Below are 22481 nucleotides of genomic sequence, written 5' to 3' on the forward strand. Positions count from 1 at the left end.
GGTCAGTCGTCCTGCGCCCACCGGGCCAGATTCTGTTGGAGGCTGTCGATGCCCGCCCATGGGTCCTTGCGACGCCGTTTCAGCCGCGCCGGCACGTCGTACAGGGTGAAGCTGTCGGCGCGTTTCAATTTTGGCAGCTCGCTCCATGCAATCGGCAGGGCCACCGGCGCACCTGGCCTGCCCCGTAGCGAATAGGAGGCAACCGCGGTGGCGCCGCGGCCGTTACGCAGGTAATCGACGAAAATGCGGCGGTTGCGCAGGCGCTTGCTGGAGGTGGCCAGAAACCGATCTGGCTCGGCAGTGGCCAGCGCATCGGCGAAGCCGTGCGCGAAACGCTTGGTCAGGTCCCAGTCGCACCCCGGGTTCAAGGGCACCACCACATGCAGCCCTTTGCCACCGGACACCCGCAGGAATGACTCCAGCTCCAGCTGCCGCAGCAGTCTGCGGATATCGGCGGCCGCCTTCTTGACCTCCGCGAACGGCACGTCCGGACCCGGGTCCAGGTCGAACACCACGCGGTCAGCACGTTCGGGCGTGGCCGCACGGCTGCCCCACGGATGGAACTCCAGTGCATTGAACTGCACCAGTTCCAGCAGGCTGGCGGCGTCTTCCACCACCAGGTAGTGGGCATTGACGCCCGTGTCTTCCTTCAGCCGCACGGAGCTGACCATGGACAGCCCGGCGGTATGGTGCTTCTGGAAGAAACAGGGCCTGCCCGTGCCTGCCGGACATCGGATGATCGACAGCGGTCGCCCGATGACCTCCGGCAGTAGATGGTCCATCACCGCGCTGTAGTAGTTCCACACATCCTGCTTGGTGGCCTTGATGTCCGGAAAGATCACTTTGGACGGACTGGACAGGGTGGGCGGCGTGCGCGGCGGCGCGGAAACGGTGGCGCGCGCCGGACGCCCTTTCGCTGCCCTGCCCGATCGCGGCGCACCGCTGCTGGGCGTGGGAACGGCAGCGTGATCGGTACTGGCCAGGTCGGCCACGTCCTTGTCGGGGCGCACCGCCTTCAACGACGCCTGCCGCAGCAGCTGCTGGCCACCGATACCACGGTAGAACACCTCCACCACGAACCGCGGTTCGAACCAGACGGCTGTACGCAGGTCCGTCTCGGTGGTGGGCACGTGCGCCGTGGGCGTCCTGCCACCTGCCGAGCCGATCAGCGCACTCAGCTCGGCGAGCAACGCGTCTGAAAAGCCCGAGCCGACCCGCCCTGCGTACAACCAGCCGTGGTCCGGGTCGGGCCTGGCCAGCAACAGCGAGCCGAAGCCGCTGCGGCTGCCCTTTGGCGCGGTGTACCCCACCACCGCGAACTCGTCACTGGCCAGCTGTTTGGTCTTGCGCCAGTCGTCGCTTCGCCCGCCGTGGTAGCCCTGATCGGCGCGCTTGGAAATGATGCCTTCGAAATGCTGTTCCCCTGCCAGGCGATAGGCGGCCTCGCCATCGCCGGCGATATGCGAGCTCAATGCGAGATGAGCCGGCGCGTCCTTGAGGACTTCTTCCAGCAGTGCCTTGCGCTCAAGCAAGGTGGCCTCGCTGATGTCCACGCCGTTGATGTGCAGCAGGTCGAACAGGGCGTAGGACAACGCCCCCTGCCGCTCGCCGGAAAGAGTTGCCTGCAGCAGATTGAAGTCCTCTTTCGTGCCGCGCCCGGCGATCAACTCGCCGTCGAGCGCGGCCGATCTCAGGCCCAGCGCCGCTATGGCATCGTGTATTTCCGGCAGCTTTCCGGTCCACTCCAGCGCGTTGCGAGACCACAGCCGCACCTCGTACTCTGCCACCGTCGCAAGAATCCGGTAGCCGTCCCATTTGATCTCATGCACCCACTGCCCGCCCTTCGGAGGGCTTTCACCGAGTTTGGCCAGCTGGGGCTGGAACGGCCCGGCAGGCGCGGCGGCCTTCCGGGCCTTGTTCAGCCGCAGTGCTTTCCTGGCCCAGTCCACCCGCCGCTTGCGGGCTGCCACCGTTACTGTCGTCAGGCGCCGCTTTGCGATCCTGCCGCCTCCCGCGCGCTTGAGGTCGTCCGCGGGCGCCGCCGCCACGTCGCCCAACAGATCATCGGCTTCAACGTCACTGGCGTAGGCGTCCTCGTCTTTGAACAACAGCCATTGCGGCTGCCGCGCCGGCTTGCCTGACCGTACCAGGTGCCAGCCACCCTTGAGCTTGGATCCGAACAACTCGAACCGCAGGTGGCCTTTGGCCAGCTGCACCTCCGCGTCGCCGCCCGTGGACCACACGCCGTGGTCGAACTGCGCCACGTGCCCGCCACCGTATTCACCCTTGGGAATCTCGCCTTCAAACCCGGCATAGTCCAGTGGATGGTCTTCAACCTCCACTGCCATGCGCTTGACCTTGGGGTTGTAGCTCGGACCTTTCGGCACGGCCCAACTCTTCAACGCATCGCCGACCTGCAGCCGGAAATCGTAATGGCGTCGGCTGGCATGATGCAGCTGCACCACGAAGATGGCGCGTTGCCCGGCGGGCAGGTGCTTACCCGGCTCAGGCTCACGCGTTTTGTCGAAGCTGCGCTTACGCCGGTACTCGGTCAGCGACACGTCGCTGGGCCCGTCACTTGCGCAGGTGCTCTCGGACCGCGTTGGCGGTCGGCCCCACGGCCTCCACGGCGGCCTTCAGCTCGTCGCGGGTAATCCCCAAGGTCTGCACCCAGTACTGCACCTCGTAGTCTTCGTTGAGATTGATCCTGTCGCGGTCCGGCGCACCGGTATTCTTCCTGTCGTCGCTCATCTCGATCTCCACATGGGAAGGTGTCCGAAGAGCATCCGACCCCCGCTGTCATGATGACGCGAGGCGCGGGTGAGCCTGACAGCAAGAACGCGTGTGCGATGTGGCAATTGACGGATCGCCAACGCGCCTTTCACGCAGCCCTTCGCGCCTGCGTGACGGCACGCAGACATCCGCCTTCCTAGGCTCGACCCATCAATTCGTTACAGGTGAGTCGTGTCAGTGGGAAGCCATTTTTTCAACCGGGTGGCATGCGTAGTGTCCAAGGCGTCCGGGTCGCTGGGTGCATTCGTGGCCGCGCTGGGCGTGGTGATCGTATGGGCCGGCACCGGCCCGTTGTTCAAGTTCAACGACACCTGGCAGCTGGTCATCAATACCGGCACCACCATCGTGACGTTCCTGATGGTGTTCCTCATCCAGCATACCCAGAATGCCGACACTGCCGCCCTGCATATCAAGCTGGACGAGCTGATCCGGGCCACCAGCACTGCCAACAACGAACTCTTGAACCTTGAAGAAATGGACCAGGAGCGGCTGGAGGAAATCCGCCGGCGCTATGAAACGCTGGCCAGCACTGCCGCCCAGCTCAAGGCCAAGAAGGATGCCTGCATGCCCGCCCCGCCCGGCCAGACGGACCAGCTCGCTGACGTGTAAACCCAGGTTTCACCCCTGCATGCGCGCCAGATCAACGCCTACGCTCGCATGCTGATCGTTCATCCCCAACCACTGTGGAGATTGCAATGGCTATCAAGACCGCCGAAGACCTGTTCATCCATGAGCTGTCGGACATCTACAGCGCAGAAAAGCAGTTGACCAAGGCGCTGCCGCGGCTGGCGCGCGCGTCCACCAACCCCGACCTGGCCGCCGCGTTTGAGACGCATCTGGAGGAGACCCAGGGGCAGATCGAGCGAATCGATCGCGTGGTGGACGTACTGGGCATCCGCCTCAAGCGCATCAAATGCGCAGCGATGGAAGGCCTGGTGGAAGAAGGCAAGGAGGTCATTGATGGCATTGAGAAGGGCCCCGTGCGTGATGCCGCGTTGATCGGTGGCGCGCAGAAGGTGGAGCACTACGAAATTGCGTCCTACGGCACGATTGCCGCGCTGGCCAAGCAACTGGGCTACAAGGATGCCCTGCCATTGCTGCTGGAAACCCTGGAAGAAGAGAAGGCGACCGACGAGAAGCTGACCATGCTGGCCAAGTCCGGCGGCAACGCCGAAGCAGCGGCCGCCTGAGCCGACCGCGAGGAAACACACATGCAACGCGACCAGAAGGACCCGCCGCTGCCGGGCGAAGCAGAAAAGACCGAGACGGCTGGCGAGCGAGAGGACCGCGAGGCGAGTACCCGACGCAATCACGACGAGGCGTTGGAGGAGACCTTTCCGGCGAGTGACCCGATATCGCCCTTCATTCCCGCCAAACCGCCCTCACCCGAAGATGGGCAGGACGGCAGCGGTGAGCGTGCAGCAGAGAACGCAGGCTATAACCAGCATGGCCACGGCAAAGGGGGCAAGGCTGGCGAAGGTGAGCCCGATGGCACGGCCCAACGCGACGGCCGGACCCAGCCCAACTTTGGTCAGGCCGGCACCTGGGGCAAAGCACCGGATAGGGATGGATGACCCTAAGCGGCACCTGACCGTGCCGCTCACTTACCCGTCCGGGACGACGACGACGATCCTCTCCAGCCCACGCACGCCAGGGTGCATCTCATGTGGAAACGAAACGGCCTCTCCATCGTACTGTTCGGTCTGCTGCTCTGTTTCCTGGGCGGGCAGATCTGGACGGGCTTCCTGGCCCACAATGAAGAGCTTGCCGAAACCCATCGGGCCGGCGTGGACCTGTGGGAGTACCTGCACAGCGGGCACTTCATCAGTGCGACCTTCGAAAACTGGGAAAGCGAATTCCTGCAGATGGGCATGTATGTTCTGCTTACGGTGAGCCTTCGTCAGAAGGGGTCGGCCGAATCACGGCCGTTGTCGCATGCGCAGGAACAGGAGCGGATAGAACCCGGTCCGGTGCCGTGGGCGGTGCGTAAAGGGGGCGTCTGGAAAGTGCTGTACGGCCACTCACTTGCCATCGCCTTCGGCCTGTTGTTCCTGATGAGCTTTGTCCTGCATCTTGCTGGCAGCTGGCGGGCCGAGGTGGATGAGCAGGTGACACGCGGCCTGCCTCCGCCCACCTGCTGGGAACACCTGTGGAGCAGCGGCTTCTGGTTCGAGTCGTTCCAGAACTGGCAGAGCGAGTTCCTGGCCGTTCTGTCGCTGGTGATCCTGACCATCTTCCTGCGCCAGAAGGACTCCCCCCAATCCAAGCCGCTGGCTGCGCCCCACAGCCAGACCGGTGACTGACGCACCGGCCAGCGCCGATGAGCACGCCGTCCCCCGCCCTGTTGATCATCGACATGTTCACCTTGTTCGACTTTCCTGACGCCGATCAGGTGAAGCCGGACGCGCTCCGTGCCGCGCGGCAGATCGCGCGGTTGGCCCGGCACTTTCGCCAGCGTGGCCAGCCGGTGATCCACGCCAACGACAACTTCGCCAACTGGCAGATGGACTTCAGGGAGTTGGTGGCCGCCTGCCTGGCCACGGACGGGGCGTCATCGGCGATTGCTAAAGCGTTGGCGCCCGTACCGGGCGACTACTTCGTCCTCAAGCCAAAGCACTCTGCGTTCCTGGCCACGCCGTTGACGGTGCTGCTGGCCAAGCTGGGGGTGAATGAACTGGTGGTGTGCGGCATGACCGCCGAAAGCTGCGTGGCGGCCACCTGCTTTGACAGCAACGCCCGCGAATACGACACCGTCGTGATCCGTGAGGCGGTAGCGGGAAAGGGCGCCCACAAGACGACCGCGCTGAGACTGCTTCAGGACGCAAAGGCCGCGAAGGTGCTGCGGCTGGCAACGTATCTTTCCCGCTGACATCGCCCCGGGTGCGTGACGGTGAAGCGGGTTACGCGTGCTGTGTCGAGGGTAATCGCCCAGATCCCAGGCGTCATGCGACGCCGACGTCGATCAGCGCACGCAACTGCTCGATACCCGTCGTGATGCGCTGCTCATCCCGCCTACGGTTAGCCCCGTCCTCGCCCATCTCGCCGTGCAGGTCGATCAGCATCCGGACCACCTGCTGACGCTCCTGCAGTGATCGCAAAGCGCGCCACAGGGTGTCGTCGGTGTGCGCGGCCTGCGTCTGGTTCAGCGTGTCCAAGGTGAATGAGTGTCCGGTATGGCACCGGAAGCGCGGCGGGGCACTGTTGGCTATGCCCCACAGCACACCACCACATGCCGGACAACTCACCTTGGTCGTGCTGCCGATGGCATCCAGTCGGCCCATGTCGTTGCCAATGTCCATGATCAGGTCGTTCTCATGACGCACAGCGGCGGGTACCGCGGGCGCGGAAACAATCGGTTGGCGGACCGCGTGCTGCAGGACGGCCGCCAGTTCTTCGCCCGTGGTGGTCCAGTCCACCGCGACATGGCGCAACGCGCTGCGGGGCATGCTCGGTTCCTGCGCGTCCGCGGGATCCTGCACGACGGCAAGCCCACCACACGCCTTGATGGCCTGCAACCCTGCTGTGCCATCGTCGAGGTGGCCACTCAACACCACGCCCACAACCCGTGGGCCGAAACAGGCAGCCGCCGAGCGGAACAGCGGGTCAATGGCCGGGCGCGCCAGGTTTTCCTTTGCCCCCCGGGTCAATCGAATCACGCCGTCGGCCACCAGCATGTGCTGGTCCGGGGGGGCCACCAGGATGGTCCCGGCGCCGATTGCGTCTCCCGTAGCCGCATGGCGGGCGCGCATCCTTCCAGGCCCGGCGAGCAGGTCGGGCAGCACGCTGGCGTGACGTCCGATATGCCGGACAAGCAGGATGGCCGGAAAATCGGCAGGCAACGTGGCCGACAGCCGGGTCAACACCGGCATTGCGCCGGCGGAGGCTCCAATAACGACTACATCACGACAGATGGGATCGTTGGTCTGCATAGGTTCGTGCTTGGCTTGGCTTGCCTTCAGTATGTTGTAGGCCGCTTCAGGGCAGCGTGCAGGTGACCGGTCACCGGACTGTGCCGCGGCTCACGAATTGAGATCAATGTCCTGACCCATTCAGAAAGTGCTTCAGCCGACGACAGTTTCTTACGCCGCTGCAAGGTAAATTTGAGCAAGGAGATCAGGGAGCCACCGTTTTGCCGATCCGTGCGTTGGCGTATGCAAGTCAAGCAATACCAGGCCTGAGTATCGAGCGCATCGACGCTCTGACGCGCGATGCCGAGCGCTTCAATCTGGAGGCAGATGTCACAGGCGTGCTGCTGTTCGATGGCAGCCGGTTCCTGCAATACATCGAGGGCCCGGAAGACGCGTTATGGAAGGTCTATTCGAGAATTCTGGATTCCACCAGTCATTGCGAAATGATGGAACTCGGTCAGGGCCAGATCAGCGGGCGCCGCTTCCCGTACTGGTCCATGCGGCTGGTGCCCGCGGGCGAAGCGGACCTGCGTTTTGTGTGCCGGGGCGACTGGACCGGCTTCAGCCGAAGCCGCAACGATGATGCGCGCACAGGCACGGATCGTCTGGTGCGGATCGTGGCCCCACAGTTGGAGCAATGAACGAGCTCAGCGCAGGCGGTCCAGGAAGTCTGCGATGCGCCGGTGGTAGTCGCATCGATGCGACGGGCGACCCGTGGCGGCGAGCGAATGGCTGCCCCCCGGATAGATCACCAGGGTGGCCGATACCCGCCCCGAGCGCGCAACCCGCGTCATCAGTTCCTCGCACTGACCCGCCGGACACCGCTGGTCATCGGCGCCGTTCAATAGCAGAACAGGCCCGCTCGCATTACCTATGGTCGCGACCGGGGACAACGCCTGGTAGCGCTTCGGGTTCTCCTCGGCTTCTGCCCCCACGGCATACGGTGTTACGTAGTAGCCCGAGTCGGACGTGCCGGCATGCGAGAGCATGTTGGCCACGGGGGCGCTGATCACCGCGCCCGCAAAGATGGTGCTGCGGCCGATCGCCCACGCGCTCAGAAAGCCGCCGTAGGACTTCCCCGCGCAGGCAGCGGGACTGCCCGCTGTTCCTTCCGCCTGCAGTTCAGCCACCATGGCCTGCACTTGCGGCAGGTCCAGTTCGCCCCAACGCCCGATCAGCCGCTTCTCGAACTCCTGCCCATATCCGTCCGACCCCACCGGGTTGGGCGCCAGCACCATCCAGCCCCGGGCCACGGCAGCGTAAAGGTACACATGGGCCGCAAAATCCATCAAGGCAACGCTGTGCGGGCCGCCATGCAGATCTACCAGAAGCGGAGGCGGCGGATCACCGCGCCTGGCCTTCGGCGCGAGCAGCCATGCGTCCACTTGCTCGGTGGCGCCGCGTCCATCGGGCACCTTGAAGGACCGGCGAGCGCAGGTGACGGGCAGGCGCGCAGAGAGCCCGGCGTTGAGCGCGGTCACTTTGCGGCGGCGCGAATCGCGGTCCCATGCGCTCAGATACACCTCTTCCAGGCAGGTGTAGCTGGCAGCCACCAGCACCAGTGCATCGCCGCAGGCGCCCAGGTGGGATACCTGGCTGTCGTCGTTGGGCAACAGAGAGTGGCTGCGGTCGGCCACATCAATGACCGCGACCTCAAACAGTCCACACCGGCTGATGACGCACGCCACTGCCCGGCCGTCGGGTTGCCAGACGATCTGCGCGCCCTCCAGGCTGTCTGCGATCAAGGGCCCCTGTACGCCGTCGGCCTGGCTCCAGCAATACAGATAGGACGCCGAATCCCCGTCGACCGTGTTGGCGGCGAACGCAAGCTGGCGGCCATCGGGGGACCAGCACAGGCCGCTCATCGTGGAGAAACGGTTGGTTATCTGCTGCCGCACGCCATCCGGGCCGAGCATCCAGAGGTTGATGCGGTGACGGGTGCACCCGGACGCGGTTGCGGTGTACGCCAGGCACGTGCCGTCGGGCGACCACGCGCCGGCCCGCACGTCGATGTCACCCGATGTCAGCGGGTGCGGCGGTTCGCTGCCCTCCATGTCCAGGCAGAACAGATGCGCGCGCGCGCCTACTGTGAATCCGGCCCCATCCCGCTTGTAGGGGACGTGGGTTATGACGTTCGGTCGCGCTGGATGTGCCACGTCGTCGCCGCTGTCCTCGGCGTATGGAAGGCGCACCAGCGCAAGCAGATGACGCCCGTCCGGATGCCATTGCAGCAACGATGAAACGTTCAGCTCCTTCGCATTGCCGGCCGCGCGCGCCTCACCACCGTCGGTGGCCAGTACGTGCGGCAGTCGCTTCCGGGCCCCGCCCCGCTTGCTGAGAAAGGCAATCATCCTGCCGTCCGCACGGAGCTGTGGCGACCCCACGCCGCCCGTGGTGGCAAGCATCCTGGGCGCCGAGGCAGCGGGCGACGGCGTGAACCACAGAGAGGACCGGTACGCGTCATCGCCGGCCATCGGCTGGGAGGTCACATACACAAGGCCGGCAGACGCGGTGTGGGAAGACAGCGAGAGCACCTTGGTGTGCTCAAACAGGGAATCGATCGAGAAGTCCACGAAATGCCTCGACGACAAGGTGAAGGGGCGAGCCTTCCGGCTCGCCCCTGATGGCGTCAGCGCTGATTGCGCTGATTGCGCTCGTTCTGATCATCGCGCTCGTTGCGCTGGTCCTGCTGGTCCTGCTGGTTCTGCTGGTTCTGATCGTTGCGCTCGTTCTGCTGATTCTGCTGATTGCGCTGGTTCTCTTCCTGCTCGTTCTGCTGGTTCTGCTGGTTGCGGTCGTTCTGGTTGTTCTGTCCCATGTCGTACTCCGTAAGCGCCGAAGACCCTCCCCGGCTGCAGCTTCACCATGCGCCCCCGCTCTTCCACCGCGCGTGCATCCTTCGTGGCGAACACGTGACCGCGCAGAGCCATCTTGTTGACGCCAACGCGACGGCCAATGGCTGGGCGATCCACGCGTTCACTGCGCATCACGGACAGATCATCTTTTATTGACGAGCTGTCACACCCCTGTGGCGCAGATTCCGGGACCAGCGTCAGGTGTCCACACCACACTGCCGGGCCACACGCAGGTACTGCGCCGCCGGCCGGTCGCCGGGAGTCCTCCTTGATCTTCTACAAATTCAAGCCCGTCGAGCAGCTCGCGCACCTTCTGGACGTGGTGGTCAATGAGCGGCTTTACTGCGAACACTACGAAGCCCTGAATGATCCCTTTGAAGGACAGTTCGCGCGCATGGTCGGGCAAGGTGCGGAGCGCCCACAGTTCGGCACCGCCCGCGAACTGGACCGCAACCTGCCCACCCGGATCTGCAGTCTCACTGACCGTTTCGAGGACGTGCGCATGTGGTCGCTGTATGCGGGGCGGTTTGCCGGCGTCGCCATCGCCCTCGAACTGGATCCGCAGCGGCTGCCACTGCATCCGGTGCGTTACACCCGGCGCCTGCCGACCATAGACGTGGCCGCCAGCGGCGACGCGGCGCTGCGTGCGCTCACGACCAAAACCTCGCACTGGGCCTATGAGCGCGAATGGCGTCTGCTCAGCCAGTCTCGTCATATCCCGGTGCCCGGCGCGGTGCTGCAGGTCATCTTGGGCATGCGCATGCCGACGGAGATCATGGAGATCATTGCGCGGGTTGCGCGCCCGCATACGCGCGTCCACGTGGCCCGGCTGGATCCAGCGGGTACCTGCATTGTGCGCGGAGATGCGCTGGGCGTTCTTGAGCGGGCAATCAGCTAGGACACCTACCTGTCGTTCACCTGCCTCTCTGCTACCTCAAAGGGATTGTCATGCGCCACCTTGCCGACACGAACACCAGCATCTGGACCCTCCCGTCCCCGTCGCCGGACACGCCGGTTTTTCCCGTTCTGGAGACAGATCTTCACACCGATGTCGTAGTCGTAGGGGGCGGCATCACCGGGCTTCTCACCGCCCTGCACCTGTCCGATGCCGGGCAGCGCGTGGTCCTGATCGACGCCGGGCAGATCGCCCGGCGCAATACGGGTCTCTCTACGGGCAACCTCTACACCGCTGTGTCCAACATGTCTGATCTCAGTGCCCGGTGGGGTGGCGGCGTCGTCGGGCAGGTGCGCGCCCTGCGTGCCGGTGGCATCCGCACCATCGAGCGCGCCGTGCGCAGGCTCGCGCTGGACTGCGGCTTTGGCCGGGTACCGATGTTCTATGGCATCGAACACGATGCCAACGACCTGCGGGTGCGCGTTGAGCAAGAAATGCTCGCCTACCAGCGCGCCGGGCTGACGCCGTCTGCGAGCCGGGGCGGGCTGCCCTTCGCCTTGGCAAGCGGTTTCCGGGTCGAAGGGCAGGCGCAGTTTGATCCCTACCGGTTCTGTCTCGGGCTGGCCGCGCACCTGGGCAGACGGATTCCGGTATTCGAATCGACTCCGGCCGTGGATGTGGACGCCGGCGAGGGATGTGTGATGACCCCGGGTGGCCGCATTCATGCGCGCCATATCGTGCTGGCCACCCACTCCCCGGCAGGATTCAATCTGGTCCAAGCCGAGATGGAGGTGTACCGCGAATGCGGTATCGCCGTGCGTGTGGCTGACCCGCCCGCCCCGGGCATCCACTGGATCAAGGACAGCGAGCGGTCATTGCGTGCGGCTGTTGCGGCAACAGGCGAGCAGTGGTTGATCGCCGTGGGCGGCAAGCATCAGGTCGGAGAGCAGCATCGCCAGCAGGAGGAAACCCAACGGCTTGACGCCTATGTCCGCGAGCGCTTCCAGGTAACCGGCGACGTCATTGCCTGGGCGGCGCAACAGTTCAAGCCAGCCGATGGTCTGCCCTACATCGGGGGCAGCGCGCACGATAACGTCTGGGTGGCGACCGGTTTCCAGGCCGATGGGCTGGTATGGGGCGCCGTGGCGGCACAGCTCATCACCGAGGGCATCACCGGGGTACACAGCGATGCCGCGCGACTGCTCAGCCCATTGCGGATCACGCCGATGAAGTCGGCCAAGGGATGGGCCCGGACCAACGCCACGGTAATCAAGCACTTGGTCGGCGATCGCATCAAGCGGGAGATGCCCACCCCTGTCGACGAGGTAAATAGCGGATGCGGGGCGCTGGTGGAACAGGACGGCCAGCGGCAGGCGATCTATCGCGATCCGCAAGGGCAACTGCACGCGTTATCGCCGGTCTGCCCGCACATGAAATGCCTGGTGCAGTGGAACGACCCCGCCAAGAGCTGGGACTGCCCATGCCATGGCAGCCGTTTCGCCCCCACCGGCGAGCTGCTGGAGGGCCCGGCAATGACCGGCCTGCGCAGGCTGGCGCCGGAGGGTGGACCATGAACGGTCCTCTCAGCGGCGGTGTGTCCGCCTGCTCCGCTTTGCCAACAGCGCAGGAAGTGCAAGGCCTGCGGCAAACGCCGCATATACCCAGACAAGGTCAGAGCGCCGCAGGTGCCGTTCGAACCCGGGCGAAAGCCGAGCCGGCACTACCTTGTAGTCCACCAAGTACGCCACGGCCGTGGTGGTCGTGGCCGCTGCCAGCACCGCCTCCGGCGCGTGACGCCGTCCACGCAGCAGCTCGTAGCCGCACGCCCAGAACACCGAGCACAGGTGGTGGATGGTGTAGCCGACCAATGTATGGGGCATGTCGGGTTGGACATGCCGGTGTGCGCTGCGGGGCCAGAGCCAGTGGCTGGTGGCGTTGGTCCCTGCCGCGGGCGCACGGAGGCGGCCATGGCTGAGCAGCGACACCAGCACGGTGGAACAAAGGCTGGCGCAACTACCCGCCACCAAGGCGCGACGCAGCCAACCCGGGCGATAGCCCCGCGCAGGATTCTGATCATCGGCGCCAATGGTCTGATCGGAAGCACGCTGGGTGAGGAACTGGTGCGGCAGGGGCATGAAGTCTTCCTTGCGATGCGGAGCCCGGACAGCGACCGACCGAATGAGCATGCTCGGCTGCTGCGTTTCGATTTTTCAACGCCCGGCGACCACGCGCTGCAGAGTCTGCTGCGTACGCTGGACGTGCTGATCAACGCGGCCGGCATTTTTTCCGAGCGCGATGGACAGAGTTTTGACGATGTCCATGTCAAGGGCCCGTGCACCCTGTTTGAACAGGCAGCGCGCGCCGGCGTGCCCCGCTTGATCCATATATCGGCGCTGGGCGCCGGCCCGGGTGCCCCTACCCGCTTCTGGCGCAGCAAGGCGCTCGGCGATCACTGCGCGCTGCGCTTCCCCGGCGATGTGACTGTCGTGCGTCCCTCGCTGGTGTTTGCGCCGAAAGGCGCCAGCACAGGCCTGTTCCTGCAATTGGCCCTGCTCCCCGTGCTGCCTCTCCCGGCGCCCGGGGGCGCACGCGTCCAACCCATCCACCAGCAGGACCTGGTCGACGGATTGATAGCATTGGTGGACCACCCCTGCCCTCCACCGCTGATTGCCGCAGTGGGGCCGGTACCGCTGACGCTGCCTGCCTACCTGGCAACCCTCGCCGACGCATTGGGTTATCGTCTGCGGTGGTTTCCGGTGGCGCCCCGCTGGATGGACCTGGCCACTGCACTGACCCGATGGATGCCTGGCATTGCACTGGATGCAGACACCATGACCATGCTCGCGCACGGCAACACAGCGGCCTCCGGTGCGTGGCAGACGCTGCTCGGGCGACCCCTGCGCGCACCCATCGACTTCGTGCCGCGCCACCAGGCGCCCGAGCTTCGGACGCGCGCCCTGTTGCGTGCCACATTGCCGTTGGCCCGCGCAGCCAATGCGGTGACCTGGCTGGTAACCGGTTGGGTGTCGGCCTTCGTCTATCCCACGGCGGCAAGCCTGGCGCTCCTCGCCCAAGCGCAGGTGCCGGCAACTGTCGCCCCGCTGGCCTTGTATGGCGCCGCGGCGCTGGACGTCGTACTGGGGCTGACGATGTGGAAACGCGCCTGGCGGCGCGCCACTTATCGCCTGCAGTTGGCGCTGATTGCGTTCTACACGGTCGTCATCACCGTCTGGCTGCCGGGTTACTGGGCGCATCCATACGGGCCCATCGTGAAGAACCTGCCCCTGGCCGCGCTCATCTACCTGTTGCTGCGTCTGGAGGAGCCACCCCGTGGACGTCGTCGTTAAAGTGCTGCACATCGTGTCGTCGACGTTCCTATTCGGCACCGGCGTCGGCACGGCGTTCTATCTATTATTCGCCAGTCGCCGCCGCGACCCCCGGGTGGTGGCGGCCGTGGCCGAGCTGGTGGTGCTGGCCGATTGGCTCTTCACTGCCACCACCATCGTGTTCCAGCCATTGAGTGGACTCTACCTGGCGCACCGGCTGGGCATTGCGCTGACCACCCCGTGGCTGTACTGGTCGATCGTGCTGTATGTGATTGCCGGCCTGTGCTGGCTGCCCGTGGTCTGGCTGCAGATGCGCCTGCGCGATCTGGCCCGTGCTGCCGCCGACCGGGGCGAGCCGCTTCCCCTCCGCTACGATCAACACCTCGGCACGTGGGCGGCGCTGGGCGTGCCGGCCCTGTTCTCGTTTCTCGCGATCTTCTACCTGATGACAGCCAAACCCGCTGTGGGCTGAGGGTCGTATACAACGCCGACGCGCAGCAACCGGGTGTCGGAATCCGCCGTCGAGGGCAGCTTCCGGTGCTGGTCGGCCCGCCCAGGGGCGCGATGCGCGCAGCGCGTTGGGAGCTCACTTCACGCAACATAAGCAGTACAAGGACGATCATGCGCGATAGCGCGCCTGCATGCGTCAGCCCGACGGAATCAATCTCACCTTGGTCCAGAACCTGCTTCATTTCGCGCCCCTGATAGCCGCAGCCATGACCTGCGTGACAGCGTTGATCTGGGTCGTGTACCCGAGCTTTTTCCTGCGCAGCTACCGGCGCCAGCAACGACCCTCAATCCTGACCACCTCGGGCGCGGGCAAGGATCTGAATGCGCCGAGCACGCCCGGGGCACTGAGTGGAATGTCACTCGACAGAAGGGATCCGCATCAGGGGGCTTTCACGCTTCCCAACAATCTCTACGACTTGGTTGACCTTCAACCATGCCAGAGCGGTCTCCAGCCGCGGGCCGCGCAGCCCGGCCAACCTGATCACGTCGACGAGCAACGCGTGCTCCAGCGTCCCGCGCACCGTCGCGAAGCACTCCAAGACCCACCGGGCGTCCTGGATTGGGCGCGGCAATTTAGGGGGCTTGGGAACCTTAATGCGGGTGGGCCACGGCTTGCTGAAGGCACCTTCTTTCCGCGATGACGTGGACTCCCGCCTGGCCGCCTCGACGAAGATCATCTGGTGCTGGGTCAACGACCACTGCACGATCGCCCAGGCGCGCTGGACCAGCTCCAGGCTGATCTCCGGGCCCTCTCCGCATACGACCTGGAACACCGCCGCTATTCTCAGCGTGTTCTCCCACGCTCGATTAACGGCCGGCTCAATCTGCTCGTCGTAGCAGGTTTCACGCCATCCCTTGAGGCGAAACTTCAACTCGGCCATGAAGGCCCTTGCCTCATCTCCGAGGACAATCTTGTCCCTGATCAACTCGCCCGTCGCCTGCTTCTTGTCGGCCTCGTCCATCAGATCCTGCAAGCGGTGGTGGAACTTATTCAGTCCGCCCCCCGGCCAGCTTGGCGGCATGCTGATATCGCAGGCTCCAAACCGCTTGGGGTCATGGCAAGCCACGATGGCTCGACCCCAAATCCCTTGATGAAAGCTCTTATTATTTGTGCGTTTCATCACCGGATAGAACACCTCACCCTGCAGGCGAACCCCGAGCGAACAACGGCCATCAATGGCTGCAAGATCCACGCCCTTAACGACGTGATCCAAGTCGAAACCGCTGTGGAGCTTAGTGAGGCTTCCGCCCATCCTGACAAACAGATCGCTCTCCAAGAAGCTTCCGCCATCCTCGTCGTTGACGCAGACTGAACGCGCCCGGCCATCCAGGCACTCCAGCAGTGCGCGGTAGCTAATCATTGTCAACATTCGACCGTCTGGTTCCTGGAGTTCCCGGCCATCTACGAGCGAGCCCGCTTTCTCAACCGAACGCTTACTCGCGCGGATCTTCCGGGCAACCAACCCAGCCTGCCGATTGTGCTCGATCAAGGGTTTGAAGAACTCACGGTACGAGGTCCCCTTGCCGCGCCCACTAGGTGCGAGCGTCAGCATAAAGATTGTCGTCGGCATATGCCTATAGTCCAGGCCCACGACGTCATACAGGCGTTGCACGGGAACCACACAAGCGGCGATGGCATCCATCAGGAGGCACTCGGCCGGGACGTCGTCCTCCAGGCGGCGGACTTCGCAGGCAGCACTGTAAAGCAGATCAGGAAGGGCATTGATCGGGCATACCCTGGACAAGTGAGGAAACGGGTCGAGCATGGAATACCTCTATTCATGGCAAGCAGGCGCAACGCGCATGCAGCGTGGCGGTTAGCGAGTAGCGTGAGCGGCTTACGGCAGCACACTCCTCGGCGGCGCTCGGCCTTGGAACGAGGCGGCAAAGACGGTGTCCGGCGCCTTAGCCGCCTTCTCCAGCTCATCCAGGATCGCTTGGACGTGGCGAGGCTCGACCGTCAGCCGCAGGACTTTCAGTCGCTGGTTCACAGACGCACATATCGCGTCCAAAGACACGTTGCGGACCCTAACAGCCTCAAGGATGGCCGGCTTGGCCGCACGCAGGTACAGAATCTCGAGGCCGAGGCAATCAATGTCACTTACCAATTCGGCGAGCAGCTCCGGATCCAGCGTGTTGTTCGATGACATAAAGGCTTCGCATTGAAGAATGCGCGAATTCAACCCTTCTTCGAAACGACAAGCCAACATTCCGCGGAATGCTCCGAACATTCCGTTAGCTGCAGTGTGCGGGTCCCCTGACCATGCGGACGTCGGTGGACTTGTCGAGTTAACCCCGTAGGCTGCGCAACACCCGTCGTCAGCCCATCGCGATGACGCAAAGTGGCGTCAACTATTGACCGGAAAGATGCGGGCCGAAATGCGCACCGGACTAAGCATCAAGAGCCTGGCGAGCCTTCCGTCCGGCAACGACATCGCCTGTCGTCGCCGCGGAAGGCCGCCAGCCCGTTCGCTGGAGCCCTCGGTAACCACCATTTAAGTTATAACCAGCCGTCACCCCTCTCGCGGCGCCGCGACTGGTCCGACGAGGCCCTGCTAGGTGCCCACGGTTGCACGGGGCGCGAAACGCCCAAGAGCCTTTCCGGAATGTTCGGAACATTCCGCGGAATCGTCGCCTGCATTGAATCTTTCGTGTTCTATAGCGGTCCTTCCCACGGAGCACCTAAAAGATGTCAAGCATTCCCGCCAACAACTGGGCGCTGCACAGCTACCCGACCGACGGTTCCCGCACCTACTCTCCCGACACCATGCTGCGCCTCAACCAGGTGTGCGAGATCACGGGTAAGAAGAAGAGCTCGCTCTACAAAGCCATCGCGGATGGCGAGTTTCCTGAGCCGAAGAAGATCGGCAAACGTGCCGTGGCTTGGAGCGCGAACGTAGTGTTCCAGTGGGTGGCTGAGCGTCCGTCTGCCCGCTAAGTCGACACTCGTCCCGGTTACATCGGTTGTGCCACTTTGACCGATTACGGGTCTCGCGACCCCATACATGCAGCGCCCTTCGTACTTCAAGCAAACCCGGTATTTATTAGCTAATTGTTTCGCTCTTACCTACTCGTTTGCACGTTTTTCTCAACTGATAAACAAGCCACTTGTTACATCCTCCCTTCATTTAGGTCGGATGAATGAACAGAGGCAATTTCTCCCATCAACCTTTGTTCCCCCTTGCAGGCAACGCCGTTCGGGCAACAGGAAGAACAGAACATGCATTCTCAAGTCCAACGCCACAGCAATGCGGCGAATACTCCCACCATCCTTGAGCGCTCGATCGCTGACCTGATCGAGCGCGAAAGCCGCTATCAGGACATCCTTGACACGCATGTCAAATATCATCTTCCCGACCGAGACCAGTGGGTCGGCGGCTTGGACGACCACCGCTTCAAGGCACATTGCAAAAGCCTGCTGAAACTTCATGCCGCCCTTGCCGATGGCGATGGTGTTCCCTGCTTAGACATCCGAGCCCCGTTCCGCACGGGGGGCCCGCCGTTGCCCGCGGTCAAGCTCAAGTCCCTGGGCATGCGCATTCTTAAGTGCTGCCAGGTCCATGCCGACAATCCTCACTGGAACGCCGCTTGGGCGAACCATGTCTTCCATCCCGCTATCACGGTTTTGCTCCGTTCAATGAAGCGCTACGCCACGCGGACTGCCCTGTGCCATGTCAACAGCAGTGGCATCAGTCATGACCTTGAGCTCGGCACCTTGACGCGCCATCTGGTGCGCTTCGTGCACCGCGTGAACCGATCTTGGAAGTACATTAATGCCGTGAGGGCCTACACGCGCAAGGAGGAGGACAACTTTAAGAGCGCGCGTCACTTCATATATCACTTTGCCGGCAAGCACACCCGTCTCTGCTTCCTACGCATCGACCTTACTCTCCGTACCGCTTGGAAGGACTTCAGCCACTCCGAGGACGCAGACAAGGCAGTAACAGGCTTCCTCCGCTCGTTGCGTAGCAGCGCCTGCCAGCGCAACCTGCTCCCCGGCTACTTGGGCTTCATCATCAAACGCGAGAACGGCATCTCCCGCGGTACGCATTTCCACCTTCTCGTGGTGTTGAACGGCGATCTTCAGGGCCTTACCAGCCGCAGCGTCGACTACATCTCCGATGCCCTTTGCGAAATGTGGCTGCGGCGCATCGGCCATGATCGCGGCAGCGCCCACAACAGCTACAAGGACCGTCGCTCTTGGCCGTTCAATGGACTTGGGCTGCAAGACTTCCAGAGCATCGAAGCGCTTGTGGGCCTGCGCTACGCTCTTTGCTACCTAACGAAGCAAGACTGTGTTTTGAAGACCAGCAACGACACGATCAAGAACTTCTGGCGCACACCGACTCCGTGCGGTACTCGCAAAAAGCGTGGTCCCAAGCGCAAGCGCCAAGACTATCTGTCTCTGCTTCACCACTCGCTGGACGGACCCCGCAGCCCATATCCGCCAGGCTTCGACCCAACGCCATATGTGCTTGCACACAAGCGCAGGCAAGACGAAAAGAAGCCGCGGTACGGCGCCTGGGACAGGGCACCCATCACGGATGATCGCCTCTCGGAATAGCCACGCCCAGCAGCACACACGAAACAGGAAAAGGAGCCTACTCCAGCTCTTTTATCCCAAATTTCTGGTTCTTCACCCAACTCCGGGGAAGGCCGCCCGGATCTTCAGGAAGAAGTACGCGTCGTCTCGGTATCCGTAGGCGACGCGCTTGATGACCTTGATCTTGTTGTTGATGCCTTCCACCAGGTTCGTCCCGAGCGGCCATCGGCAGTGGGCCAGAATGCCCGGGAGATAAGGCTGCAGACGGCGGACAAAGATGCGCAGTGGCTCCAGCCCGCTTCGCAGGGCGCGATGCTTCCATGACCGCCAGGCCTTCTCCGCCCAGCTCTGGCTTCGGTAGCGCCACAGATGCTTCAGGTCATCTTTGAGCAGATAGGTGGTCAGCAGGGCTTTGTTGGCGGCCAGCAGCTCCTCGAGTTGGACGCGCTGCTCGGCCGGGACGTTTTGCCGATTGCGCAGCAGCAGCCAGCGCGAGGTCTTCACCACCCGTCGCGCGGGCTTGTCGGTGCGTAGGCGATTGGCCTCGTCCACCCGCACCCGATCAATGACTTCGCGCCCGTACTTGGCCACCACGTGGAAGAGGTCGTAGACCACTTCAGCATTGGGGCACTGGGCTTTGACCTCCACATCAAAGGCCGAATTCATGTCCATTGCTACGGCTTGGATGCGTTCGCAACCGACCCTGCCGAGTAGCTCAAAGAAGGGACGGATGTCAGCGCGGCTGCGTCCTCGGCCGACCCAGAGTACGCGCTTGCGCGATGGCTCGACGACCACGGTGGCGTAGCGATGCCCCTTCTGGATCGCAAACTCGTCCATCGCGATCACGCGTACGTCCGATAGGTCCACCGGGCCCAGCGTCTGCATCAGATGCCTGAAATCAAGCGCCTTGACCGTCTTCCAGTCTAGACCATGACACTTTGCGGTGGCATGGATGGAGGTGGTGGCGCACATGCGTGCCACGCTCTGCGCAAGCCGTTGCGTTACCCGGGCATGCCGCTCCAGCCAATCCAAGTGCTCCAGTTTCGGCCCACAGCGAGGGCAGGCCAGCCGCTGCCGCTGGACTTCCAACTCCACCGGCTCGTCGAACACGGGCAAGTCACGGATGCGCCGGAGCGTCTGGTCGTGGATGGCCACGACCCACTTGCCGCAGCCACTGCAGCGTCGGCGGCGGCGTGAATCAGGCAACAGCGAAAGCACCAGCCACGTGGCTCCGCCACGTGCCTCGCGGCGCCATCCATCCAGGCGATACCCCGCCCAGCTTCCCAGTAACGGCATACAATCCAGCTTGGCCACGGCCGGCCTCGGTTTGTTTTCTCGACAGCTACAAATCTAGCTGGTCGGCCGTGCGCCTTCTCCCCTCAGATGGGAGAAGAACCAAATTTCTCACGTACAGCACGCAATTTTACCCCACGCTTCCTTGCGCTTTCCTCTAGCCCTGAAACGTCATCCTTGTCGAGGCGCTCCCCGTCAATCAGATACACCAAGTCACCGACTTCCGTTCCATCGAAGCGGTGCGCCATGAGCTTCTCTGCTAAAACAACTCTCGATACGCTCGGTTCCCGATCTTTGAGTTCAAACCAAAAATCGGCAATCGCCAGGATCAGGGCAAGACCGTCGCTCGTGAAGTCGAACTTGTACCTTAAAGATGCGCCATCGCCGTGCAGCTCGTCTATCTGTCCAATCTTGAATTCGCCACGCTTGCCACCACCCTGATCCCGGCCAACTGTCATCCACACGAACTTCTCTGCTGTTCGGTCGGCCCTGTACCTGAAGGCCTTGGCCGCATGTTGCTTCAGCCAGGGCCTAACCCCCGTATCACCACCAACGATCGCCTGTACCCCGTTGAGCCTGTATGCCGCCTGGAACATCCAGTAGATGCCTGGCGCACGCTCTTGATGCTCAAACGGATACGCCACGAGACCTAGGAGATCCATTTTCTCCTGCTTCAATTTCTCGATGTCTAACACATCCAGAAATAGTTCCGATACGTGAACAGTAACACTGGCACGGAATCTATGATCATCGGCACGTATACCAGGCTCGCCGCGACGATTAGCCTTTTCCCACTCCTCTTTGTCCACGATGGCCGCGCACTCAAGCTCAACCTTCACCAGATCGCGGACGGCCTCTATTTTCTCCTCTTTCCTGACTGGTCGACCTCTGAGATCCTGCCCGGTCACGCGATACGTCCGCGCCGGAGCCAAACCCCAGCCCATAAAATTTGGCGACGTGCAAACGTCGGCATGCCCCAATTTTTCGATCGATGCCGTGTCCAGTCGCAGAAAGGCGATGCCGTCCGTCAATTTACTGGCTTGCAGTTGAATTGCGTCCAAGTCTTCGGACGACGCCGATTCCCATGAGATTTCCTCTAATAGCTTTTTCTGGCCCTCGTCCATTGGGGGGAATTCCACTTTGGAAGTCCGGTGCACCAAGTGACGCATCTGGTCCACCTCGAGATAGAGAGGGATGTCCTTTTTCAGCAAGTAGGAAATTGGATCCTCCCCGACTGGCAGAATTGCATGCCACTCATTCCGGACTTCGCCTCTAAATTGCCGCATGCGGCCTTCCCTGCTTGCTTTTTTCACCAAAGCACCTCATTGCAAGATCGATTGGATATCGCCCCCCTATCCTCCCCGAATGACCGGCATTCCCGCAATGGCGCCGCGAGGCTGGAAACTCGTCCGGAAGAGAAAAAAGGTTCCAGCCGCATGGGGAGGACGCCTAAGCGCCCTCCCCGATCTTCCTGTTGACCAGTTCATTGCAGGCCACCGTCAGCGATCCGCCGCGTGTGTGATCGTGGCTCTTATCTACAAGTGGACGGCCCGCCTTTCCGATCCCGCTTGTCCGCGGATGCGCGCATCAGTCACTCCCATGGAAAAGGGCCGCACGAGGCGGCCCTGGCATCAGACGCCAGAACGGGTCAGGGCTGCGCTTGCACCTGCAGCCACTTGTTCCCATGGAGGACATACACGACGTCGTCCTCTATTGATGGGCAGCACGCCGAATCGTCCGGACCCAACGAAAGCAGCTTGAGATGCGCCGTGCTGTCCTTCAGTGTGAGGCTCTGGGCGCTACCGGAAAGCGTGGCGGTATCAGCCAGCTTCAACTGCCCGCCCGTACGCACGAAGGCGGCTAGATAGCCTACCGAGTCATTACCACCGCCAGCGCCTTCCAACGAATACAGGACCGCCACATCCGCTGCACCATCGCCGTCTAGATCACCCTTAAGCGATTTGCGCGCGTCGGCGTACTCGCTTCCCCCATCCTGCGCGGCTCGTGCAGAGATAGCAGTATTGATCACTTCGGCATCCGATGTTGCGGCCATCCGAGTAGCCGCATCAAATGCCAACGCGGAAGCACTGACCGCCGCCGATTCAGACATAGGTTCCGACCTGACCAAATTCGCAAATGCTTCGGGAGAGTCGGTGACTTCCGGCGTTCCGCACTCTACCTTCTCGGCCTCCTCCTGCGTGATGCCTGCCGGCACATGACACCCGGCAAGATTGATTTCCCCAGCCTGCGTCAGTGTCGGCTCTTGCTTGCAGCCTGCTAGGGCCAGTCCAACCACCAGAAGCAACCCCGTGACGTTCAACCTCTTCATGCTTTCTCCTTTTCAATGTCCCAATATGG

General features: G+C 63.0%; 23 protein-coding genes. 13 read left to right on the top strand and 10 right to left on the bottom strand.

Going from position 1 to position 22481, the window contains the following annotated elements; translation table 11 throughout:
* Window positions 1–2: 2 nt before the first annotated feature.
* On the bottom strand, window positions 3–2561 hold the full coding sequence (gene ligD / locus ABE434_RS01960; protein WP_346477617.1) for a DNA ligase D: 2559 nt from the start codon (window positions 2559–2561) through the stop codon (window positions 3–5).
* A 13-nt stretch (window positions 2562–2574) separates the two neighbouring features.
* Complete coding sequence (locus ABE434_RS01965) at window positions 2575–2751, bottom strand: DUF3606 domain-containing protein (protein WP_141056930.1); 177 nt, start codon at window positions 2749–2751, stop codon at window positions 2575–2577.
* Between the two features lie 219 nt (window positions 2752–2970).
* Here ABE434_RS01965 and ABE434_RS01970 point away from each other — a divergent pair, with 219 nt between their 5' ends.
* The 5 genes from ABE434_RS01970 (at window position 2971) to ABE434_RS01990 (ending at window position 5662) form a co-directional block, all read left to right on the top strand.
* Window positions 2971–3402, top strand: coding sequence for a low affinity iron permease family protein (locus ABE434_RS01970; RefSeq protein WP_346477618.1), 432 nt, complete (start codon window positions 2971–2973; stop codon window positions 3400–3402).
* Window positions 3403–3488: 86 nt separating this feature from the next.
* A complete protein-coding gene (locus ABE434_RS01975; protein WP_314401761.1) occupies window positions 3489–3983 on the top strand; it encodes a ferritin-like domain-containing protein in 495 nt (164 codons plus the stop codon).
* A 21-nt stretch (window positions 3984–4004) separates the two neighbouring features.
* Window positions 4005–4367 carry a hypothetical protein gene (locus ABE434_RS01980; RefSeq protein WP_346477699.1) on the top strand — a complete coding sequence of 121 codons (363 nt, stop codon included), beginning with the start codon at window positions 4005–4007 and terminating at the stop codon, window positions 4365–4367.
* 90 nt (window positions 4368–4457) lie between these two features.
* Window positions 4458–5096: a DUF6766 family protein gene (locus tag ABE434_RS01985; RefSeq protein ID WP_346477695.1), complete on the top strand. Its 639-nt coding sequence runs from the start codon at window positions 4458–4460 to the stop codon at window positions 5094–5096.
* A 17-nt stretch (window positions 5097–5113) separates the two neighbouring features.
* Window positions 5114–5662, top strand: coding sequence for an isochorismatase family cysteine hydrolase (locus tag ABE434_RS01990; RefSeq protein ID WP_314401757.1), 549 nt, complete (start codon window positions 5114–5116; stop codon window positions 5660–5662).
* 73 nt (window positions 5663–5735) lie between these two features.
* Here ABE434_RS01990 and ABE434_RS01995 read toward each other — a convergent pair whose 3' ends face one another.
* Window positions 5736–6722 (bottom strand): chemotaxis protein CheB, encoded by a 987-nt coding sequence (locus ABE434_RS01995; RefSeq protein ID WP_141056924.1) that lies wholly within the window; start codon window positions 6720–6722, stop codon window positions 5736–5738.
* A gap of 200 nt (window positions 6723–6922) precedes the next feature.
* Between ABE434_RS01995 and ABE434_RS02000 the strand changes: the two genes are divergently transcribed.
* Complete coding sequence (locus ABE434_RS02000) at window positions 6923–7342, top strand: BLUF domain-containing protein (protein WP_346477619.1); 420 nt, start codon at window positions 6923–6925, stop codon at window positions 7340–7342.
* 6 nt (window positions 7343–7348) lie between these two features.
* On the opposite strand, the gene ABE434_RS02005 is transcribed toward ABE434_RS02000, so the two are convergent.
* Together ABE434_RS02005 and ABE434_RS02010 are read right to left on the bottom strand one after the other, a co-directional pair.
* Window positions 7349–9274 carry a prolyl oligopeptidase family serine peptidase gene (locus tag ABE434_RS02005; RefSeq protein ID WP_346477620.1) on the bottom strand — a complete coding sequence of 642 codons (1926 nt, stop codon included), beginning with the start codon at window positions 9272–9274 and terminating at the stop codon, window positions 7349–7351.
* A gap of 56 nt (window positions 9275–9330) precedes the next feature.
* Window positions 9331–9519, bottom strand: a complete 189-nt coding sequence (locus ABE434_RS02010) for a hypothetical protein (protein WP_314401751.1) — start codon at window positions 9517–9519, stop codon at window positions 9331–9333.
* Here ABE434_RS02010 and ABE434_RS02015 point away from each other — a divergent pair.
* The 5 genes from ABE434_RS02015 to ABE434_RS02035 all read left to right on the top strand — a co-directional run bounded on the left by ABE434_RS02015 (window position 9518) and on the right by ABE434_RS02035 (window position 14249).
* Complete coding sequence (locus ABE434_RS02015; RefSeq protein WP_346477621.1) at window positions 9518–9712, top strand: hypothetical protein; 195 nt, start codon at window positions 9518–9520, stop codon at window positions 9710–9712. The two genes, ABE434_RS02010 and ABE434_RS02015, sit on opposite strands and share 2 nt — an antisense overlap.
* Before the next feature lie 112 nt (window positions 9713–9824).
* Complete coding sequence (locus tag ABE434_RS02020) at window positions 9825–10454, top strand: DUF2971 domain-containing protein (protein ID WP_346477622.1); 630 nt, start codon at window positions 9825–9827, stop codon at window positions 10452–10454.
* Between the two features lie 50 nt (window positions 10455–10504).
* Window positions 10505–12025 (top strand): FAD-dependent oxidoreductase, encoded by a 1521-nt coding sequence (locus ABE434_RS02025; RefSeq protein WP_346477623.1) that lies wholly within the window; start codon window positions 10505–10507, stop codon window positions 12023–12025.
* Window positions 12026–12418: 393 nt separating this feature from the next.
* The gene (locus tag ABE434_RS02030) at window positions 12419–13798 is read left to right on the top strand and encodes an SDR family oxidoreductase (protein WP_346477624.1); all 1380 of its coding nucleotides are present in this window, start codon (window positions 12419–12421) and stop codon (window positions 13796–13798) included.
* The gene (locus ABE434_RS02035) at window positions 13782–14249 is read left to right on the top strand and encodes a DUF2269 domain-containing protein (protein WP_346477625.1); all 468 of its coding nucleotides are present in this window, start codon (window positions 13782–13784) and stop codon (window positions 14247–14249) included. Before ABE434_RS02030 ends, ABE434_RS02035 begins: the two co-directional genes overlap by 17 nt.
* 394 nt (window positions 14250–14643) lie before the next feature.
* On the opposite strand, the gene ABE434_RS02040 is transcribed toward ABE434_RS02035, so the two are convergent.
* Both ABE434_RS02040 and ABE434_RS02045 read right to left on the bottom strand, forming a co-directional pair.
* Window positions 14644–16053 carry a DUF3987 domain-containing protein gene (locus tag ABE434_RS02040; protein ID WP_346477626.1) on the bottom strand — a complete coding sequence of 470 codons (1410 nt, stop codon included), beginning with the start codon at window positions 16051–16053 and terminating at the stop codon, window positions 14644–14646.
* Window positions 16054–16125: 72 nt separating this feature from the next.
* The gene (locus ABE434_RS02045; protein ID WP_346477627.1) at window positions 16126–16518 is read right to left on the bottom strand and encodes a hypothetical protein; all 393 of its coding nucleotides are present in this window, start codon (window positions 16516–16518) and stop codon (window positions 16126–16128) included.
* 458 nt (window positions 16519–16976) lie between these two features.
* Here ABE434_RS02045 and ABE434_RS02050 point away from each other — a divergent pair, with 458 nt between their 5' ends.
* The gene (locus ABE434_RS02050) at window positions 16977–17225 is read left to right on the top strand and encodes an AlpA family phage regulatory protein (RefSeq protein ID WP_346477628.1); all 249 of its coding nucleotides are present in this window, start codon (window positions 16977–16979) and stop codon (window positions 17223–17225) included.
* Between the two features lie 282 nt (window positions 17226–17507).
* Window positions 17508–18851: a hypothetical protein gene (locus ABE434_RS02055; RefSeq protein WP_346477629.1), complete on the top strand. Its 1344-nt coding sequence runs from the start codon at window positions 17508–17510 to the stop codon at window positions 18849–18851.
* A 72-nt stretch (window positions 18852–18923) separates the two neighbouring features.
* Here the strand turns inward: ABE434_RS02055 and ABE434_RS02060 are convergent, their stop codons facing one another.
* The 3 genes from ABE434_RS02060 to ABE434_RS02070 form a co-directional block, all read right to left on the bottom strand.
* On the bottom strand, window positions 18924–20144 hold the full coding sequence (locus tag ABE434_RS02060; RefSeq protein WP_346477630.1) for an ISL3 family transposase: 1221 nt from the start codon (window positions 20142–20144) through the stop codon (window positions 18924–18926).
* A gap of 65 nt (window positions 20145–20209) precedes the next feature.
* Window positions 20210–21436, bottom strand: a complete 1227-nt coding sequence (locus ABE434_RS02065; protein WP_346477631.1) for a hypothetical protein — start codon at window positions 21434–21436, stop codon at window positions 20210–20212.
* 335 nt (window positions 21437–21771) lie between these two features.
* Window positions 21772–22452 carry a hypothetical protein gene (locus ABE434_RS02070; RefSeq protein WP_346477632.1) on the bottom strand — a complete coding sequence of 227 codons (681 nt, stop codon included), beginning with the start codon at window positions 22450–22452 and terminating at the stop codon, window positions 21772–21774.
* Window positions 22453–22481: the final 29 nt, after the last annotated feature.

The organism is Stenotrophomonas sp. TWI1183 (assembly GCF_039673115.1).
In the GTDB taxonomy this organism is placed as follows: Bacteria; Pseudomonadota; Gammaproteobacteria; order Xanthomonadales; family Xanthomonadaceae; genus Stenotrophomonas; species Stenotrophomonas maltophilia_AA.

Excerpts from the sequence above, each read along its gene's own strand:
- ABE434_RS01980 (WP_346477699.1), top strand. The coding sequence starts at position 4,005 with ATGCAACGCGACCAGAAGGACCCGCCGCTGCCGGGCGAAGCAGAAAAG.
- ABE434_RS02040 (WP_346477626.1), bottom strand. The coding sequence starts at position 16,053 with ATGCTCGACCCGTTTCCTCACTTGTCCAGGGTATGCCCGATCAATGCC.
- ABE434_RS02030 (WP_346477624.1), top strand. The coding sequence starts at position 12,419 with ATGGCTGAGCAGCGACACCAGCACGGTGGAACAAAGGCTGGCGCAACT.
- ABE434_RS02010 (WP_314401751.1), bottom strand. The coding sequence starts at position 9,519 with ATGGGACAGAACAACCAGAACGACCGCAACCAGCAGAACCAGCAGAAC.
- ABE434_RS01965 (WP_141056930.1), bottom strand. The coding sequence starts at position 2,751 with ATGAGCGACGACAGGAAGAATACCGGTGCGCCGGACCGCGACAGGATC.
- ABE434_RS02050 (WP_346477628.1), top strand. The coding sequence starts at position 16,977 with ATGTCAAGCATTCCCGCCAACAACTGGGCGCTGCACAGCTACCCGACC.
- ABE434_RS02025 (WP_346477623.1), top strand. The coding sequence starts at position 10,505 with ATGCGCCACCTTGCCGACACGAACACCAGCATCTGGACCCTCCCGTCC.
- ABE434_RS02045 (WP_346477627.1), bottom strand. The coding sequence starts at position 16,518 with ATGTTCGGAGCATTCCGCGGAATGTTGGCTTGTCGTTTCGAAGAAGGG.
- ABE434_RS01985 (WP_346477695.1), top strand. The coding sequence starts at position 4,458 with ATGTGGAAACGAAACGGCCTCTCCATCGTACTGTTCGGTCTGCTGCTC.
- ABE434_RS02055 (WP_346477629.1), top strand. The coding sequence starts at position 17,508 with ATGCATTCTCAAGTCCAACGCCACAGCAATGCGGCGAATACTCCCACC.
- ABE434_RS01975 (WP_314401761.1), top strand. The coding sequence starts at position 3,489 with ATGGCTATCAAGACCGCCGAAGACCTGTTCATCCATGAGCTGTCGGAC.
- ABE434_RS02015 (WP_346477621.1), top strand. The coding sequence starts at position 9,518 with ATGTCGTACTCCGTAAGCGCCGAAGACCCTCCCCGGCTGCAGCTTCAC.
- ABE434_RS02070 (WP_346477632.1), bottom strand. The coding sequence starts at position 22,452 with ATGAAGAGGTTGAACGTCACGGGGTTGCTTCTGGTGGTTGGACTGGCC.
- ABE434_RS01990 (WP_314401757.1), top strand. The coding sequence starts at position 5,114 with ATGAGCACGCCGTCCCCCGCCCTGTTGATCATCGACATGTTCACCTTG.
- ABE434_RS01995 (WP_141056924.1), bottom strand. The coding sequence starts at position 6,722 with ATGCAGACCAACGATCCCATCTGTCGTGATGTAGTCGTTATTGGAGCC.